Genomic DNA, 16045 nt, shown 5'->3' with positions numbered 1-16045 from the left:
CCGAAGCTCCGCGATCCCTCGCGGCCGGGCCGTCGGCTCCCGCGGTCATCCGGCACCCGCCGCGCTCCCGACCCGCCCCTGGCCGTCGGGTCCGCCGGGACGTGCCGTCACCACAGCATTCTTCCCAGAGGAGCACCCATGACCACCGCCACCACCATCGACCCGGGCACCACCGACCCGAGCACCACCGAAGCCCTGGACGGCCTGCTGAAGGCCGACCTCCACCACCTCGCCTCCGCCCTCGGCATCCCGGGCAACTCCCGGCTGCGCAAGGGCGAACTCGTCGAGGCGATCACCGCCAAGCGCGCCGCCGCGGCCGCGCCCGCTGCACCCGCTGCACCCGCCGCGCCCGCCACGCCCGCCACGGTCCGGCCGCCGGCCCAGGTCCCCGCACAGCCGCCCGAGCCCGACCGCGACGGTCTGCTCCCGGCCGCCGGCGTGCTGGACCTCCGCGACGGCAAGGCGTTCCTGCGCACCTCCGGCTACCTGCCCGGTCCCACCGACCTGCACGTCTCTCCCGGCCAGGTCCGGGCCCTCGGCCTGCGCCGCGGCGACGTCCTGACCGGGGCCACCCAGCAGCCCGCCGGCCCGGCCCAGCCTCGCAACGGCTCCAACCGTCACCCGGCCGGCGGCGAGCGCCGTCCGCTGCTGGCGCGGATCGACACGGTCAACGGCCGCCGCACCGAGGACGGACCCCAGCACCGGCCCGCCTTCCACGACTTGACGCCGCTGTACCCGCAGGAGCAGCTGCGCCTGGAGACCGGCCCGCGCGAACTCACCGGCCGGGTCGTCGACTTGGTGGCCCCGATCGGCAAGGGCCAGCGCGGTCTGATCGTCGCGCCGCCGAAGGCCGGCAAGACCATGGTCGTCCAGTCCGTCGCGGACGCCATCGCCCGCAACCACCCCGAGGCGCACCTGATGGTCGTCCTGGTGGACGAACGCCCGGAGGAGGTCACCGAGATGCGGCGTACCGTCCGCGGCGAGGTCATCGCCTCCACCTTCGACCGTCCCGCCCGCGAGCACATCGCCCTCGCCGACCTCGCGATCGAGCGCGCCAAGCGGCTGGTCGAACTCGGCCACGACGTGGTCGTCCTGCTCGACTCCATCACCCGGCTCGCCCGCGCCCACAACACCGCCGCGCCCTCCAACGGCCGCACCCTCAGCGGCGGCCTGGACGCCGGCGCCCTCCAGGAGCCCAAGCGGCTCTTCGGCGCGGCCCGCAACACCGAGAACGGCGGCTCGCTCACCATCCTCGCCACCGCCCTGGTCGACACCGGTTCCCGGCTGGACGACCAGGTCTTCGAGGAGTTCAAGAGCACCGGCAACATGGAGCTCCGCCTCGACCGCCGCCTCGCCGACAAGCGCGTCTTCCCCGCCCTCGACGTCCGCGCCTCCGGCACCCGCCGCGAGGAACTCCTCCTCGGCCCGGCCCGCACCTCCGCCGCCTGGACCCTGCGCCGCGTCCTCAACGCCCAGGACACCCAGCAGGCCACCGAACTCCTCCTCGAGCGCCTCAAGCGCACCCCCACCAACGACGACTTCCTCCGCCAGGTGGCCACCAACTCCCCGGCGGCCGCGACGGCCTGACCGGTGAGCCTGGGCCCCGGGCCGGGGGTGCCCGTATATCCGGCGACAGCGGGGCGGTCCGTGGCGGAGGATGAGCGCCGTTCGTGGACGTGACGAAGGGGCTGTGCGCGTGGGGATGACGGTGGCTGCGGAACTTCGGGGCAGGTTGGACGAGGTGGCCTGGGACGCGCTGGATCAGGGGGACCACTCCATCACCGTCGCGGAGTTCCGGCAGGCCGTGCAGCGCCTGGTGTCGGCGGGTTCGCTGGCCACCAAGGCGGACTGCGTACCGCTCTACCGCCTGGTGACCCTGGACGGCGGCCTGTCGCCCCTGGCCGAAGCGGTCCTGCCGCTACTCGTCCAGCTGGCCGCGCATCAGGAGTTCGGCCCCCGGACGGAGCTGATCCGGGTACTCGCGCACGTGGGAGGGCCCGACCTGCCGACGGAGAAGTGGGACCGGGCCCGGGAGTTGATGGCGGACCCGGTGCCGGCGGTCCGGCGGGAGGCCATCGCGTTGGCGGGTGGGATCACCCGCATGGTGGAGCGGTGGCGTGTCGAGACGGATCCGACGGTGCGGATGGCGCTTCTGCTGGCCATCGGTGACGAGGCTGCTTCCGAAGGCGGCTCGATGGCCGATCGCGCACGTGAGGTGATCGAGGAGGTGCTGGCGGGGAGCGACCCGGTGTTCTGGGTGGCGGGGGTCTACGCAGCGCTGCGGGTGGACGGTGAGCTGCCGGAGCGTCGGATGTCCCGCCTGGTGGACGCGCTCTCCGATCCCGAGGTCCGGCCGCGGTTCGGAACGGTCTGGTGCCGGGTCGACTGCGACGGTTCGCTGGAGCGGGAGGAGGTGATCTCGTGGTTCTTCTGGTCGCTCAAGACCGACCGGGTGGCGCAGTCGGAGTTCGTTCGACGTCTGGCGCAGTCGGCACGTCAGCGGCCGGAAGCGCTGCTGTGGCGGGCAGTTCTCGACCTGGGGTGGCGGATCCTCACCGACCGGCGGTCGTTCGATGCCGAACTGCTGCCCTTGGCGGGTGAGTTGCTCGACTTCCCGGACGCGAGCGTGAGGTTGCGTGCGGCGAACATCCTCGCCGTGCTGGGACGGCGGGCGGCGCCGTACACGGACGGGCTGGCTGAGCTGCTGGAGGATCGGTCGACCGACGAGGAGTTCGACGGGCGGGTGGGCGACTTCGCTCGGTGGGCACTGATGCGCATCGGTGACGCGCGGGCCCTGCCCGGTCTGGTGGAGCAACTCCGGTTCCGGGAGGAGGATTGGGAGAGCCATGTGATCGGGGACCCGCGACGGCCGGATCTGGTGGACGTCCTGGGGCCGTTGCGGGCGCAGGCGAGCCTGTTGCTGCCGGAGGTCCGTGAGGTCCTCCGGCACGCGGAGCCGAGGGATCGCGTGACACGTCCCTTCCTGGACGGGTTGGCACTCTGGGGCGAGGACGCCCTGCCGGCGCTTCCCGAGGTCGTCCCCTTCTTGGCCGACAGCTTCACGTCGGCCCACGCGATGGGAGTCCTGGACGCGATCGGGCCGGCGGCGGCCTCTGCCGTCCCCAGCCTGCTGGCGTGCGAGGTCATGGACTGCGAGGGGAACCACCGCGCGGTCGCCGCACTGGCTGCCCGCCTCAGCGGAGCGGACCCCGGCCCGGTCGGGCGGTCCGGCCACGGTGACGACCGCGCTGCCCTGGAGCAGTGCGTGCTGGCGATCGCGGGCGGCGGTGACGGGTTCTGGCGGTTCCGGGACGCTCTCGGCAACCTGGTCCGGCTCGGAGGGATCAGTCCGGCGGTCCGGGAGGCGCTGGTGACGATCCGTCGGTCGGACCGCAGGCTGTGGGGTGAGCGCTCGGAGGAGGGCGGCTACCAGGTGGTGTTGCGGGATCAGGAGCTGCGGGAACTGATGGATCGTGTCCTTGCCCTCCCTGACGTAGCCGCCTGAGCGTGGGCCTGTCGCCGGTGGTGGTCCGCCCGGGGCGGGGGTGCGTGCCCCGGGCGGTCGCGTGTTGGGGTCGGGTCGTCAGTTCAGGGTCCAGACCTGCAGAGGAGAAGAGGAGTTGGTCTGCTGGGTGACGAGGGCGCCGTCGGCCGCGGAGGCGGTGGTGAGCAGGAGGCCGCTCTTGGCGGAGGTCACGGTGTGGCCGCCGGTCACCGAAGTGACGGTCCAGCGTTGGTTGGTGGTGCCGGAGCAGGTCCACTGGATGATCGCGGCGCCGGGGGAGGTGGAGCCGGCGTTGACGTCGGCGCAGAGGCCGGAGGCCTGGTTGACCAGGGTGTAGGTGCCGTCGGACTGGCGGGTGAACTTCCACTGCTGGTTGGTGCCGCCGTGGGTGGTCCAGGTGACCAGCTGGGTGCCGGTGCTGGTCGAACTGCCGGGCACGTCCAGGGACTTGCCGCCGATGGTGAGGGTGTGGACGCCGTCCAGGGTGCCGGGCGTGGTGGGCCAGGTGAGGTCGGGGGCGGCGTAGTAGCCGATCCCGGCGGCGGTCCAGCGCGGGCCCTGGGTGGTGAGGCGGTCGCGGAAGGACGCCCAGTCGTGGGTGGACTTCGGGGACCAGCCGATCTCGGCGATGGCGGGCAGGCGGGGGAAGGTCATGTACTCGGCGTAGACCGAGGGCGCCGGGAACTGGCTGGTGGAGGTCGGCAGGCTGGTGGAGCCGCGGTAGGCGCGGTCGGCCCAGAGGGCGGCCTCGACGCCGAGCACGTCGGCGGCCGCGACGACGGGGGAGGTGCCGTCGGTCTTGGCGGTGACGGTGGACGGGTCCCAGTCGTAGGCCTTCTGGGCGTTCACGTAGCCGGACCAACTCAGGCCGTACGGAACGGTGCTGTCGTACTTCATGTCGAGGTACGCGTGGTCGCTGGGCGACATCACGAACTTGGCGCCCTGGGCGACGGCGTGGCGCAGCTGCTTGATGCCGGTGGACTCGGCGGCCGTGCCGACGCTCGCCCGGTCGCTCGCGTCGCCCCAGAACTGCAGGACGCTGCCGGCGGGGAGGGCGGACTGCCCGAGCTGGTGCCAGCCCATCACGGTCTTGCCGCGTGAACTGGCCGCCTGGGTGGCGGCGTTGGCGTAGGCGTCGTACTCGGCGGTGGTGGCCTGCGGGGTCTCGTCCCCGCCGAGGTGGACGTAGGGGCCGGGGGTGAGCTGGGCGACGGCGTCGATGACGGTGGTGAGGAAGGCGGAGACGTTGGCGATGTGCTGGGTGTCCTTGAGGCAGTACAGGCTGATGCCGACCTCGAAGCCCGCATAGGGCGCCTTGGCCTGGTTGTTGCAGTTGAGGCCGGGCACGGAGGCGAGCGCGGCGGTGGTGTGGCCGGGCCCGTCGATCTCGGGGACGACCGTCATGAAGCGGGACTTCGCGTACGCCACGATGTCCTGGTACTGGGCGGTGGTGTAGTACCAGGAGGTGCCGCCGGTGAATCCGCTCTGGGTGGAGGCGCCGGTGGTGGTCAGGGCGGGGAGCGCGCCGACGGCGATGCGCCAGCCCTGGTCGTCCGTCAGGTGCAGGTGGAGCGTGTTGATCTTGTACGCGGCGGACTGGTCGATGGAGCGCTTGACGTCCTCGACGGAGAAGAAGCGGCGCGCCACGTCGAGCATCACGCCCCGGTAGGCGTAGCGCGGCGCGTCGGATATCTGCACCGGCGAGACGGTCCACGGGCCGGGGCGGACGGTGGTGGACTCCACGGCGGCGGGCAGGAGTTGACGCAGCGTCTGGACGCCGCGGAACAGGCCCTCGGCGGAGTGCGCCGTCACGGTGGCGCCGGTGGCGGAGGAGGAGAGCGTGTAGCCCTCCTGGCCGAGCGCGGCAGGGCCCGTGGGGTCGAGGACCAGCGCTCCGGAGGCCGGGGCACTGGCGGCGCTGGAGACCGGGAGGGCGTAGCCGGTGGCGGGGGCCAGCAGGGCGGAGAGGTAGCTGCCGACGCCGAGGGCGTCCGGGGCGGTGGAGACGACCGCGATCGGGGTCTGCGCGGTGAGGGTGAAGCCGCCGCCGGCCACGGCCGTCTCGCTGACGGGCTGCGGCACCACCGGGGGGAGGGTGGCCGCGGCGGCGGTCTGCGGAGCGAGGGCGAGGGAGAGGGCGGACGGCAGCAGCGCGAGGCTGAGGAGGACGGAGCCGAACCGCGCGGAGCGTCGGCGTCGCGGGGGAGGGCTCTGAGGGCGGCGGGCGGAGGCGCTCACGGGGGCTCCAAGGTCGGCCGGTTCGACGAGGGCGTGCCGGGTCGTCACCCGGAACGGGGCCGCCGCTGCAGTCCTCGGTGATTAATGTTGCTCGGAACAGGGTTGTTCGTCGCACGTGTGAGCAAAGATGGCGGAGGTGTCGAGCCGCCGTCAAGCGTCGTCCGGGGTGTGGTGCGGGTCACATGCGATTCCTGTCAGCAATCGGGCCGCTGCTCCGCTCAAGTCCGCGAGAGCCAAGCGAACCGACAGGAGCAGGACATGAAGCACCGCATCGTCGTTCTCGGCGCCGGGTATGCCGGGGCCTATGTGGCCGGGAGCCTGGCCCGCCGCCTGTCCCCGGTGGACGCCGAGATCACCGTGGTCAACGCCGAACCGGACTTCGTCCAGCGGCTGCGGCTCCACCAGCTCGCGGCCGGCCAGGAGATCGAGGCCCCGGAGCTGGCCGAGGTCTTCGCGGACACCGGGGTACTACTCCGCCTGGCCCGCGTCACCGCCGTCCACCCCGAGCGCCGGGCCGTCGCGCTGGCGGCCGCCGACTCCGACTCCGACACCGGCACCGACGGCGGCGAGCTCGGCTACGACACGCTCGTCTACGCACTGGGCAGCCACGCCGCCGACCGCGGCGTCCCCGGGGTGGCCGAGCACGCCTTCCACGTCACCAGCCGCCCGGCGGCGCTGCGTCTGCGCGAGCACCTGGACCGCCTGGAGGAGCGGCGCGGAGGAGGGAGCGTGCTGGTGGTCGGCGACGGGTTGACCGGCATCGAGACCGCCACCGAGATCGCCGAGTCCCGGCCCGGCCTGTCGGTGACGCTGCTCGCCCGCGGCGAGTTGGGCGCCCCGCTCTCCGACGGAGCCCGCGTCCACCTGCGCCGGGCCTGCGAGCGGCTGGGCGTCACCGTCCTGGAGCACACCGGCGTCGAAGCCGTCGAAGCGACGCGGGTGCTGTGCGCCGACGGCACCGCACTGGCCTGCGACGCGACGGTGTGGACGGCCGGATTCGCCGTCAGTTCCCTTGCCGCCGCGGCCGGGTTGGAGGTCGACGAGGACGGCCGGATCGTCGTCGACCGCACCATGCGCTCACGCTCGCACCCCGAGGTCTACGCGGTCGGCGACAGCGCCCACGCCACCGGCGACAACGGCCGGCCGCTGCCGATGTCCTGCGCCTCGGCCGGCTACACCGGCATGCAGGCCACGAACGCGATCGTGGGGTGCCTGACCGGCCGCGAGATCGCGAACACCAAGCTGGAGTACCTGGGCAACCACATCAGCCTCGGGCGGCGGGACGGGATCCTGCAGCTGGTCGACGACGAGGCGCGGGCCAAGCCGAAGTTCCTGGGCGGCCGCAAGGCGGCCCGGATCAAGTCGGCCATCCTCGGGCTGTCGCTGTGGACCACCTCGCACCCCACCTTCGGCCTGCCCCGGCGCAGGCACCGCCTGGCCGCCGTGCCGCACCCGTCCACCCGGACGAAGACCGTCCACCCGGCGAAGACCGTCGCGTAGCCGCCTCGCTAGGGTGACCATCGTGGACAGCACCGTCACCGACGCCTTCGACACCAGCCGGTTCGAGGCCAGCCGGAACCGGCTGGCCTCGCTGGCGTACCGGATGCTGGGCTCCGCCGCCGACGCCCAGGACACCGTGCAGGACGCGTACTTGCACTGGCAGGCCGCCGACCGCCGGCGGATCGAGGTGCCGGAGGCCTGGCTGACCAAGGTCGTCACCAACCTGTGCCTGGACCGGCTCCGCTCGGCCCGGGTGCGCCGCGAGCGCGCCGTCGGGGCCTGGCTGCCCGAGCCGCTCCTCGACGGCGACCCGATGCTCGGCCCGGCCGACACCTTCGAGCAGCGCGAATCGGTCTCCCTGGCCGTACTCACCCTCATGGAACGCCTCTCGCCCCTCGAGCGGGCGGTCTACGTCCTGCGCGAGGCGTTCTCCTACGGCCACGCCGAGATGGCCGAGATCCTCGACATCACCGAGTCCGCGAGCCAGCAGCACCTCCACCGGGCCAGGCAGCACCTCACCACCGCCCGCCGCGCCGGTGGCGAGGTCGACCCGGCGACCGCCCGCAGGATCGTCGAGGAGTTCCTCGCCGCGGCCTCCTCCGGCCGCACCGACCGCCTGGTGGCGCTGCTCACCGGCGACGCGACCGCGGTCTCCGACTCCAACGCCGCCGGCCTGGCCACGACACTGCTGCGCTACGACACCCCGGAGCGCGTCGCCGCGATGGTGCGGGCCGCTTGGCGGCCCACCCCCGCGAAGCGGCGGCTGGCAGGCGGCACTCCCGCCGTCCACTACGCACCCGTCAACGGCGCTCCCGCCGTCCTCTTCGTGGTCGACGGCCGGATCATCGGCGCCGTGACCTTCGACGTCACCGACCGAGGAATCGCCACCGTGCGCGGCATCGGCGCCCCCGCCCGCCTCACCCGTCTCACCGAGGCCTGGCAGCAGCACTCCCCGGACGCACCGCTCGTCGCCGAATGGTGACCCGGCCGCGGCGCCGGCCGGCCGCGGCCTGACCAGCCGTCAGGCGGTCGGGGCCGGGCCGGTGGTGGAGCGGATGACCAGCTCGGGGTCGAAGAGGAGTTCGCCGGTCGGGACCTCGCGGCCGCCGACCAGGTCGAGGAGGCTGCGGGAGACGCCGTGGGCCAGGCGCTCGGTCGGCTGGCGGACGGTGGTGAGCGGGGGGTCGGTGAACTCGGTGATCAGGGTGCCGTCGTAGCCGACCACCGAGACGTCGTCGGGGACGGAGCGCCCGAGCCGCCGCAGGCCGCGGATCACGCCGAGCGCCATGAAGTCGCTGGCCGCCACGATCGCGGTGGCCCCCAGGCCCAGCAGCACGCCGGCCGCGGCCTGCCCGCCCTCGACGGTGTAGGACTGACGGACCACCAGCCGTTCGGCGTCCGGCAGGCCGTGACGGGCCATCGCGTCCACGAAGCCGCGCACCCGCTGGTCGGCCGGGCGGTTGCCGTTCGGGCCCGAGACCATGCCGATGGCGCGGTGGCCGAGGCGGTGCAGGTGCTCGACGGCCAGCGCGGCCGCCTGGCGGTCGTCGGTGGAGAAGACCGGCGCCGGCACCGCGTCGGCGAACTCGCCGTTCACCCCGACGTACGGGATGCGCCGGGTGCGGAGGATCTCGTAGACCTCGGTGTCCGCGTCGTCGAGCGTGTTGGAGGCGGAGAGGAAGACCACGGCGGCGATGCCCTTGTCGATGATCGCCGAGATGTAGTCGCGCTCCTGGACCCCACCGGGGAAGACGGGGCAGAGCACGGTCTTCAGCCCGTGCGGGGCGAGCGCCGACTCGATCCGCTCGGCGACGTCGGTGAAGAACGGGTTGGACACGTGCTCGGTGAAAACCGCCACCAACTGCCCCTGGACGGGCCGCTCGTAGCCCAGCTCGGCCATCGCCCGCTCGACGGCGTCGCGGGTCTTCTCCGCCACCCCCTGGCGACGGTTGATCACCCGGCTGACCGTCGCCTCGCTGACGCCCGCGCGCTCGGCGATCTCGGTGATCCCGACCTTCATGGGTGGTGCCCCTTCCGGGCCGGGGCCGCCGTGGACGGGGCGGCCGAGATGACTCACGACCTGCAGTACTACCACGGAAGGCGGGCCGGGCGGAGCGGGCGGGCGGCAGCGGAGCGCGGGGGCGGAGTCAGCCGCGGCCGGCCGGCGCCGGCTCCCACGGCTGGAACCAGGGGGCGGGCCACCGCTCGGCCGCCGCCAGGAGCGGGTACTGGGTGGCGCCGTCGATGCTCTCGCGGATGATGTCGGCGTGGCCGCCGTGCCGGGCGATCTCCTCGATCAGGTGCAGCAGGACCCAGCGCACGGACCACTCCTCGACCTCGGCGGGGATCCACCGGGTGCCGCGCGGCGCCGGGACGGCCTGCCCGAGGTCGGGGACCGCGGCGATCACGGCGTCGGTCCGCGCGGCCGCCCGCGCGTGCTCGGCCAGCACCCCGGCCAGCGTCTCCTCGGGGGCGAGCCGGAACTCCTCCGACTCGTCCGCGGTCCGGTCCGGCTCCGGCTCCCGCAGGACCAGGCGCATCCAGCCCTCCTCGCACCGGGCGGCGTGCTTGATCAGCCCACCGATCGTCAGCTCGCTGGCGGTGGCCGCCGTGCGGGCCTGATCCTCGGTCAGACCGTGGGCAGTGACGCGCAGCAGGCGCCGCTGGTGGGCCAGATAGGTCATCAGTGCCGTGCGCTCGTCGGCTACGGGTGGGGCGATGCCCGACATGGCAGGGTCCTCTCGGTGATGAAAAGTCTTGCAGCAACTTGCAGAAGACCAGCAGACCCTACTGTCCGCACCCCGCCGGGCGGAACGGGGGCCGGGATTTCCGCAGGCCGGGATCTCCGCGGGCCGGGACGCCGCCAGGTGTGGGCGAATCGGCGTAGCGGTCGCGCGGATCCGGGCGGGCCGGCCGTAGCCTGAGGTCTTCTGGCGGATTCGTACCGTTTTGGTCCTGGGTGTCGGAGGTGCCGCATGGCCGTGTTCCCCGCCCGCGTGGTGTTCGGCGAGAGCGACCGCGCGGCCGTCGCGGCGGCGGTGACCGAGAGCCTCACCACCGGGGCGCTCACCCTCGGCCCGCACACCGCGCGCTTCGAGTCCGCCTTCGCCGCCGCCCACGAGGCCTCGCACGCGGTCGCGGTGGCCAGCGGCACCGCCGCGCTGGAGATCGTGCTGCGCTGCGTCGGCGTGGCGGACCGGGAGGTGGTGGTCCCGGCCAACACCTTCTACGCGACCGCCGCCGCCGTGGTCCACGCCGGGGGCACGCCCGTCTTCGCCGACGTCGAGGCCGCCACCTTCGCGCTGGACCCCGAGAGCGTCGAAGCGGCCCTCTCCCCGGACACCGCCGCCGTGGTGCTGGTGCACATCGGCGGTCTGATCACCCCTCGGGTGGACGAGCTGCGGCGGCTCTGCGACGAGCGCGGCATCCCGCTGGTGGAGGACGCGGCGCACGCGCACGGCTGCAGCTACCGGGGCCGGCCCGCCGGGTCCTTCGGGGTGGCCGGCGCGTTCTCCTTCTACCCGACCAAGGTGGTCACCAGCGGCGAGGGCGGAATGATCCTCACCGAGTCGGAGGAGCTGCGCGACGAGGCGCGGATCCACCGCGACCAGGGCAAGGGCACCTTCGGTGCCAACCTGCACGTCCGCAACGGCGCCTCCTGGCGGCTGAGCGAGCCGAACGCCGCCATCGGCGAGGTGCACCTGCGCCGGCTCAAGGAGTTCATCGAGGTCCGCCGCTCCGTGGCGCGGCGCTACACCGACGCGCTCGCCCCGCTCGACGGGCTGGAGCCGCTGGCCGAACCGCCCGGCTGCCGGAGCAACTTCTACAAGTACGTCCTCCTGCTGCCGCCCGGGGTCGACCGGGCCCGATTCAAGACCGCGCTGCGCGAGCGCTTCGACGTCCGGGCGGCCGGCGAGGTCTACGAGCTGCCGCTGCACCGCCAGCCGATCTTCGCCGGCCTGGCGCACGGACCGCTGCCGGTCGCCGAGGACGTCTGCGCGCGGCACGTCTGCCTGCCGGTGCACTCCGACATGACCGACGACGAGGTCGACCAGGTGATCACCGCCGTCACGGCGGTCCACGCCGAGCTGGTGGGGTGAGGGAGCGTCATGCGGGTAGCGGTCACCGGGGGCTGCGGCTTCATCGGCTCGCACGTGGTGGAGCGGCTGCTGGCGGCCGGTCACCAGGTCCTGGTGGTGGACACGGTGACCCGGGGCCTGCACCCCGCCGCCGACCACGCCCGGGTCGACATCCTGGACCCGGACGGCCTGGCGGCGGCCTTCGAGGGCAGCGAGGTGGTCTTCCACCTCGCCGCGATGGCCGACGTCGGGCAGGTCGAGGCCGACCCGGTGCGCTCGGTGCGGCTCAACGTCGAGGGCACCACCTGCGTCCTGGAGGCCGCCCGCCGCAGCGGCCTGGCCCGCACCGTGCTGGCCAGCACGGTCTGGGTCTACGGCGCGGCGGCCGGTGAACGGAGCTCCTCGGCACCGGAGTTGGAGGAGGACACCGCCTTCGACCTCAGTCGCAGCGGGCACCTCTACGTGGCCGGCAAGCTGGCCGCCGAGCTGGTCGCCCACAGCTACCGCGAACTCTACGGCCAGCACTTCACCGTGCTGCGCTACGGCATCCCCTACGGCCCGCGGATGCGCGACGAGCTGGTGATCGCCCGCTTCGTCCAGGAGGCGCTGGCCGGCCGACCGATCACCATCGCCGGGACGGGTGCCCAGACGCGCAACTTCGTCTACGTCGAGGACCTCGCCGACGCCCACGTCCGGGCCCTCGATCCCGCCGCCCAGGACCAGACCATCGCCCTGGAGGGCAGCACCCCGATCTCGATCCGGGAGATCGCCGACACCGTGGACCGCCTGCTCGGCCCGGTCACCGTTGAGCACGTCCCGGCCCGGGCCGCCGACTACGCCTCGCGTCGGATCTCCAACGCCAAGGCCGCGCGCCTGCTGGGCTGGAAGCCCGGCACGCCCTTCGCCGAGGGAGTGCGCCGCTACGTGGACTGGTACCGCGACAACGCTCCTGCCCGGACCGAATGACCTTCTTCCGCAAGGGAGTTCACCGTTGCCGCACGCCCTGCTGATCTCCGGCTCGCTCGGCCAGGGCCACGACGTGATGGCCCAGGCCTGCGCCGACTCGTTGCACCGACGCGGCTGGACCACCCGCACGGTCGATGCGATGGCCCTGCTCGGCCGCCACGGCTCGGCCGTCGGCGAGCGGGTCTTCCGCCGGTTGCTGGACCTGCCCGGCGCCTACGACGCCTTCCACTTCGCGGCCCTGCGCCCGGGCACCCGGATCGCCCTGCTGGCCGAGTCGGCGGCCCGCGCCCGGCTGGTGCCGCGGCTGCGCGAGCTGCTGGCCGAGCAGCCCGCCGAGCTGGTGGTCTCGGTCTTCGCGACCGCCACCGCGGCCGTCAACGAGCTGCGCCCGAGCCTGCCCGGCACCGTCCACCTGGTGCTCTGCACCGACGTGACGCCGCACCGCCTCTGGGTGCAGGAGGGCACCGACCTGTTCCTGGTCACCTCGGAGGTGGCCGCCTGCGCCGTCCGCCGCTACCGGCCGCAGGCCGCCGTCGCGGTGGTGGCCGCGCCGCTGCGCCCGGGCTTCTACGCCCCGCCCGGGCGGGACGAGGCCCGGGCCGAGCTGGGCGTGCCGGCCGGGGCGCGGTGCGTGCTGCTGATGTCCGGGGCCTGGGGGCTCGGCCCGATCGCGCGCACCGCCCGGGCGCTCGCCGAGGCCGGGCCGCACGTGCTCGCGGTGGCCGGCCGCAACCGGGAGCTGGAGGCCCGGCTGCGCTCGCTGGCCCGGCGGCAGCCCCGGCTGCACGCCTTCGGGCACACCGACCGGATCCCGGCGCTGATGGCCGCCGCCGACCTGGTGGTCACCAGCTCCGGCGACACCTGCAGCGAGGCCCGGGCGATCGGCCGCCGCCTGCTGCTGCTCGACGTGGTGCAGGGGCACGGCCGCGACAACCTCCAGCACGAACTGGAGCTGGGCCACGCCGACGTCACCTCGGCCGGCCCCGAGGAGGTGGTCCGCAACGCCCTCGCGGCGCTCGGCCGCCCGCTGCCCCCGCCCTCCGCCGGGGCCGATCCCGGGGTGTGGGAGAAGGGGTTCGCCGAGGCCCTCGCGCGGGTCGGACTCACCGACTCCGCTCAGTCGTACGGGTAGTGACGCCTCGTCAGTTCGTGGTCGCGCAGCGGGCCGATCTCCAGTCCGAGCCGCGAGCAGTGCTCCGCCACCAGCGGGAGGGCGTCCAGGGCCGAGCGCCAGGAGCCCGGCGCGGAGGTGCAGTCGGAGTCGTGCAGCAGCACGGTGGCCCCGCCGTGCAGGCCGGGGTGGAGCGTGCGGTAGACCGAGGCGGGGGTCGCCCCGGCGCTCCAGTCCCGGCCCCAGGCCGTCCAGAGCACCGGGTGGAGCTTCAACTGCCGTGCGGCGAGCAGCAGTCCGGTGGTGAGCACGCCGTAGGGCGGCCGGTACCAGAGCGGGCGGTGGCCGCAGAGCTCGGTCACCGCCTCGACGGTGCGCCGCAGTTCGCGCGCGTCCCGGGCGGGGGAGGGCCCCCACTGCGGGCGGTGGGTCCAGCCGTGCACGGCGACCTCGTGGCCTCGGTCGGTCAACTCCCGTCCCAGGTACGGGTACTGCTCCAGCATGGTGCCGAGGAGGAAGAAGGTGGCGGAGACCCCGAGCGCGTCCAGACGGTCCAGGAAGAGCGGGGTGGAGGCCGGGTCGGGGCCGTCGTCGAAAGTGAGCGCCACGTGCCCGGCGGCCCCGTGCCCGGCCAGGCGGCGGAAGAGCAGCCCGCGCACCGGGGCGAGCCGGACGGCCGCCGGTGCCAGGTGTACGGCCTCGGCGGAGGTGGCGGCCAGCAGGGCGGCCCGGCCGGCGCCCATCAGCCGAACCGCGAGTTCAGCCGCTGGAACAGGTGCGGCGCCGTCCCGTGCACCCGCCCCGGCACCCGGAACCAGCCGGGGACGAACAGCTCGTCGCGCCGTCCGACCACCGCGCGGTAGACGGTTTCCGCCACCCGCTCGGGCGGGCTCGGCTTTGGGTGCTCGCGCTGGTACGGGGTGCCCCGGCGGGCGAAGAACGGCGTGTCCACCGGCCCGGGCACCACCACCCGCACGGCCACCCCGCTGCCGCGCAGCTCGTACCGCAGGCTCTCCGCGAACAGGCCGAGGGCGGCCTTGGTGGCGGAGTAGACCGCCTCGTCGCGGACCCCGACCGCGCCCGCGATCGAACCGACCAGCACGATCCGGCCCCGTCCGCGCTCCAGCATGCCGGGCAGCAGCAGGCGGGAGAGGCGGAGCGGGGCCAGCAGGTTGAGCTCGACCATGTCGGCCAGCACGTCCATCGGCATCCGGGAGAAGGGGCCGCGCCAGCCGATGCCGGCGTTGGCGACCAGGACGTCCACCCGGCCGTCCACCGCGAGGGCACGCGCGGCCAGCTGCTCGGGCCCGCCCGGAGCGGTGAGGTCGGCGGGGATCGCCAGACCGCCGGTGGCGTCGGCGACGGCGCCGAGGCGGGGGCGGTCGCGGCCGGAGAGCAGCAGGCGCCAGCCGGCCGCCGCGAGGCGGGTGGCCGTGGCGGCGCCGAGGCCGCTGGAGGCGCCGGTCACCAGCGCGACGGCCGGAGCGGGGTGCGGGGTGTCAGCCATGGATCACCGTCCACCGTGTCGGCGGTGCGGCGGCGGTGGCCGCCGTGCCGGAACTCCCACCGTCTCACCGGACCGGCGGGCGCGCCCTTCCGCGGGTTCGCCGCGAGCCCGCCTCCGGCGGGGTGGGGTTGGAGGCGGAGGCCGTGTCGGACGTGGTGCCGGGGGAGGCGGAGGTGAGGTTCGGAGCCGGGGCGGACGTCGAGTCGGACGTGGTGCCTGGCGTGGTGGGGACGAAGGGCGGGGTGACGGCAGGGCCCGCAGTGGGGGCTGACGTGGTGCTGGGGCCGGTGGGCGGGGCGTCGGTGCCGACCTCGCCGAAGCGGGCCAGGGCCAGGACTCCGCCGACGGAGACCAGGAATCCCACGGCCGCGAGCCAACCGAGGCCGGGGCGGGCGTGGTCGCCGAGGGCGAGGACGCCCACCACCCCGGGGCCGACGGTCTCCGAGACCCCGGAGGCGGCGGTGGCCGCGGTCACCGAACCGCGTTGCAGTGCGAGGGCGTACGCCAGGTAGCCGCCGAGGCCGCCGAGGGCGAGTGCGTAGGCCGCGGGGTCGGTGAGCACCGAGAGCGGCCCGGAGACCTCCAGGACCCGGACGGCCAGGCTGGTCACGCCGAAGCCGACCCCCGCCAGCAGCCCGAGGCCCACGGCCACCCCGTCGCCCTCCCACCGGGCCAGCAACGCGGTGAGCAGCAGCATCGCGAAGGTGGCCAGCAGCAGGGCCAGGTGGAACGCGGGCCCGGCCCGGTCGCGGCCGGTGGCGCCGGAGGCGGCGGCGAGCAGGACAAGCCCGGCCACCACGGCACCGATGGCCGCCAGGTCGTGCGGCCGGAGCCGGACGCCGAGGTAGCGGACGGCGGCCGCCGCCGTGACGGCGAGGCTGGCGTTGGTCAGTGCCTGGACCAGGAAGAGCGGCAGGGTGCGCAGCGCGACGATGCTGAGCGCGAAGCCTCCGACGTCGAGCGCGGTGCCGAGCACGAACGGGCCGTTGCGCGCCAGCCGGGCCGCCAGCCCGGCCCGTAGGACGGACTCGCGGGGGCACGGCCCGGGCGCCGCGCGCCTGGAGGACGGACGCGAAGCCGAAGCAGACGGTCGCGGCCAGTGCGGTGGAGAGCCCGAGGATCATCCCCACCAGTCTCCG

Annotated in this window: 13 protein-coding genes; 7 read left to right on the top strand and 6 right to left on the bottom strand. The window is 74.3% G+C overall.

All coding sequences use genetic code 11. The annotated features are described in order from the left end of the window. Positions 1–138: 138 nt before the first annotated feature. Positions 139–1587: a transcription termination factor Rho gene (gene rho, locus ABD946_RS12270; RefSeq protein WP_345282902.1), complete on the top strand. Its 1449-nt coding sequence runs from the start codon at positions 139–141 to the stop codon at positions 1585–1587. Positions 1588–2038: 451 nt separating this feature from the next. Further along, positions 2039–3505, top strand: a complete 1467-nt coding sequence (locus tag ABD946_RS12265) for a hypothetical protein (protein ID WP_345282900.1) — start codon at positions 2039–2041, stop codon at positions 3503–3505. 78 nt (positions 3506–3583) lie between these two features. Here ABD946_RS12265 and ABD946_RS12260 read toward each other — a convergent pair whose 3' ends face one another. Next, the gene (locus tag ABD946_RS12260; RefSeq protein WP_345282897.1) at positions 3584–5743 is read right to left on the bottom strand and encodes a family 20 glycosylhydrolase; all 2160 of its coding nucleotides are present in this window, start codon (positions 5741–5743) and stop codon (positions 3584–3586) included. 258 nt (positions 5744–6001) lie between these two features. Between ABD946_RS12260 and ABD946_RS12255 the strand changes: the two genes are divergently transcribed. Next, positions 6002–7243, top strand: coding sequence for an NAD(P)/FAD-dependent oxidoreductase (locus tag ABD946_RS12255; protein WP_345282894.1), 1242 nt, complete (start codon positions 6002–6004; stop codon positions 7241–7243). Between the two features lie 22 nt (positions 7244–7265). Continuing rightward, complete coding sequence (locus ABD946_RS12250) at positions 7266–8225, top strand: sigma-70 family RNA polymerase sigma factor (RefSeq protein ID WP_345282891.1); 960 nt, start codon at positions 7266–7268, stop codon at positions 8223–8225. Positions 8226–8264: 39 nt separating this feature from the next. On the opposite strand, the gene ABD946_RS12245 is transcribed toward ABD946_RS12250, so the two are convergent. Together ABD946_RS12245 and ABD946_RS12240 are read right to left on the bottom strand one after the other, a co-directional pair. Then, a complete protein-coding gene (locus ABD946_RS12245) occupies positions 8265–9263 on the bottom strand; it encodes a LacI family DNA-binding transcriptional regulator (protein ID WP_345282889.1) in 999 nt (332 codons plus the stop codon). 127 nt (positions 9264–9390) lie between these two features. After that, positions 9391–9972 (bottom strand): DinB family protein, encoded by a 582-nt coding sequence (locus tag ABD946_RS12240; protein WP_345282887.1) that lies wholly within the window; start codon positions 9970–9972, stop codon positions 9391–9393. 246 nt (positions 9973–10218) lie between these two features. Between ABD946_RS12240 and ABD946_RS12235 the strand changes: the two genes are divergently transcribed. Genes ABD946_RS12235 through ABD946_RS12225 form a run of 3 tightly spaced genes read left to right on the top strand, consistent with a single transcriptional unit; the run spans position 10219 to position 13420 of the window. Next, the gene (locus tag ABD946_RS12235; protein WP_345282884.1) at positions 10219–11343 is read left to right on the top strand and encodes a DegT/DnrJ/EryC1/StrS family aminotransferase; all 1125 of its coding nucleotides are present in this window, start codon (positions 10219–10221) and stop codon (positions 11341–11343) included. Positions 11344–11352: 9 nt separating this feature from the next. Further along, positions 11353–12288, top strand: a complete 936-nt coding sequence (locus ABD946_RS12230; RefSeq protein ID WP_345282882.1) for an NAD-dependent epimerase/dehydratase family protein — start codon at positions 11353–11355, stop codon at positions 12286–12288. Positions 12289–12313: 25 nt separating this feature from the next. Beyond that, positions 12314–13420 carry a glycosyltransferase family protein gene (locus tag ABD946_RS12225; protein ID WP_345282880.1) on the top strand — a complete coding sequence of 369 codons (1107 nt, stop codon included), beginning with the start codon at positions 12314–12316 and terminating at the stop codon, positions 13418–13420. Here the strand turns inward: ABD946_RS12225 and ABD946_RS12220 are convergent. The 3 genes from ABD946_RS12220 to ABD946_RS12210 all read right to left on the bottom strand — a co-directional run bounded on the left by ABD946_RS12220 (position 13405) and on the right by ABD946_RS12210 (position 15882). Next, positions 13405–14142 (bottom strand): polysaccharide deacetylase family protein, encoded by a 738-nt coding sequence (locus ABD946_RS12220; protein ID WP_345282877.1) that lies wholly within the window; start codon positions 14140–14142, stop codon positions 13405–13407. The two genes, ABD946_RS12225 and ABD946_RS12220, sit on opposite strands and share 16 nt — an antisense overlap. Next, positions 14142–14906 carry an SDR family NAD(P)-dependent oxidoreductase gene (locus tag ABD946_RS12215; RefSeq protein WP_345282876.1) on the bottom strand — a complete coding sequence of 255 codons (765 nt, stop codon included), beginning with the start codon at positions 14904–14906 and terminating at the stop codon, positions 14142–14144. Before ABD946_RS12215 ends, ABD946_RS12220 begins: the two co-directional genes overlap by 1 nt. Before the next feature lie 64 nt (positions 14907–14970). Then, positions 14971–15882, bottom strand: a complete 912-nt coding sequence (locus tag ABD946_RS12210) for a hypothetical protein (protein ID WP_345282874.1) — start codon at positions 15880–15882, stop codon at positions 14971–14973. Positions 15883–16045 lie beyond the last annotated feature (163 nt).

This window comes from Kitasatospora albolonga (genome assembly GCF_039535905.1).
Classification (GTDB): Bacteria; Actinomycetota; Actinomycetes; order Streptomycetales; family Streptomycetaceae; genus Kitasatospora; species Kitasatospora albolonga.
The sequence above is the reverse complement of the archived record's forward strand: the minus strand, read 5'-3'. Positions and strand labels throughout refer to the sequence as shown.

Excerpts from the sequence above, each read along its gene's own strand:
- ABD946_RS12255 (WP_345282894.1), top strand. The coding sequence starts at position 6,002 with ATGAAGCACCGCATCGTCGTTCTCGGCGCCGGGTATGCCGGGGCCTAT.
- ABD946_RS12235 (WP_345282884.1), top strand. The coding sequence starts at position 10,219 with ATGGCCGTGTTCCCCGCCCGCGTGGTGTTCGGCGAGAGCGACCGCGCG.
- ABD946_RS12265 (WP_345282900.1), top strand. The coding sequence starts at position 2,039 with ATGGCGGACCCGGTGCCGGCGGTCCGGCGGGAGGCCATCGCGTTGGCG.
- ABD946_RS12220 (WP_345282877.1), bottom strand. The coding sequence starts at position 14,142 with ATGGGCGCCGGCCGGGCCGCCCTGCTGGCCGCCACCTCCGCCGAGGCC.
- ABD946_RS12245 (WP_345282889.1), bottom strand. The coding sequence starts at position 9,263 with ATGAAGGTCGGGATCACCGAGATCGCCGAGCGCGCGGGCGTCAGCGAG.
- rho (WP_345282902.1), top strand. The coding sequence starts at position 139 with ATGACCACCGCCACCACCATCGACCCGGGCACCACCGACCCGAGCACC.
- ABD946_RS12230 (WP_345282882.1), top strand. The coding sequence starts at position 11,353 with ATGCGGGTAGCGGTCACCGGGGGCTGCGGCTTCATCGGCTCGCACGTG.
- ABD946_RS12240 (WP_345282887.1), bottom strand. The coding sequence starts at position 9,972 with ATGTCGGGCATCGCCCCACCCGTAGCCGACGAGCGCACGGCACTGATG.
- ABD946_RS12215 (WP_345282876.1), bottom strand. The coding sequence starts at position 14,906 with ATGGCTGACACCCCGCACCCCGCTCCGGCCGTCGCGCTGGTGACCGGC.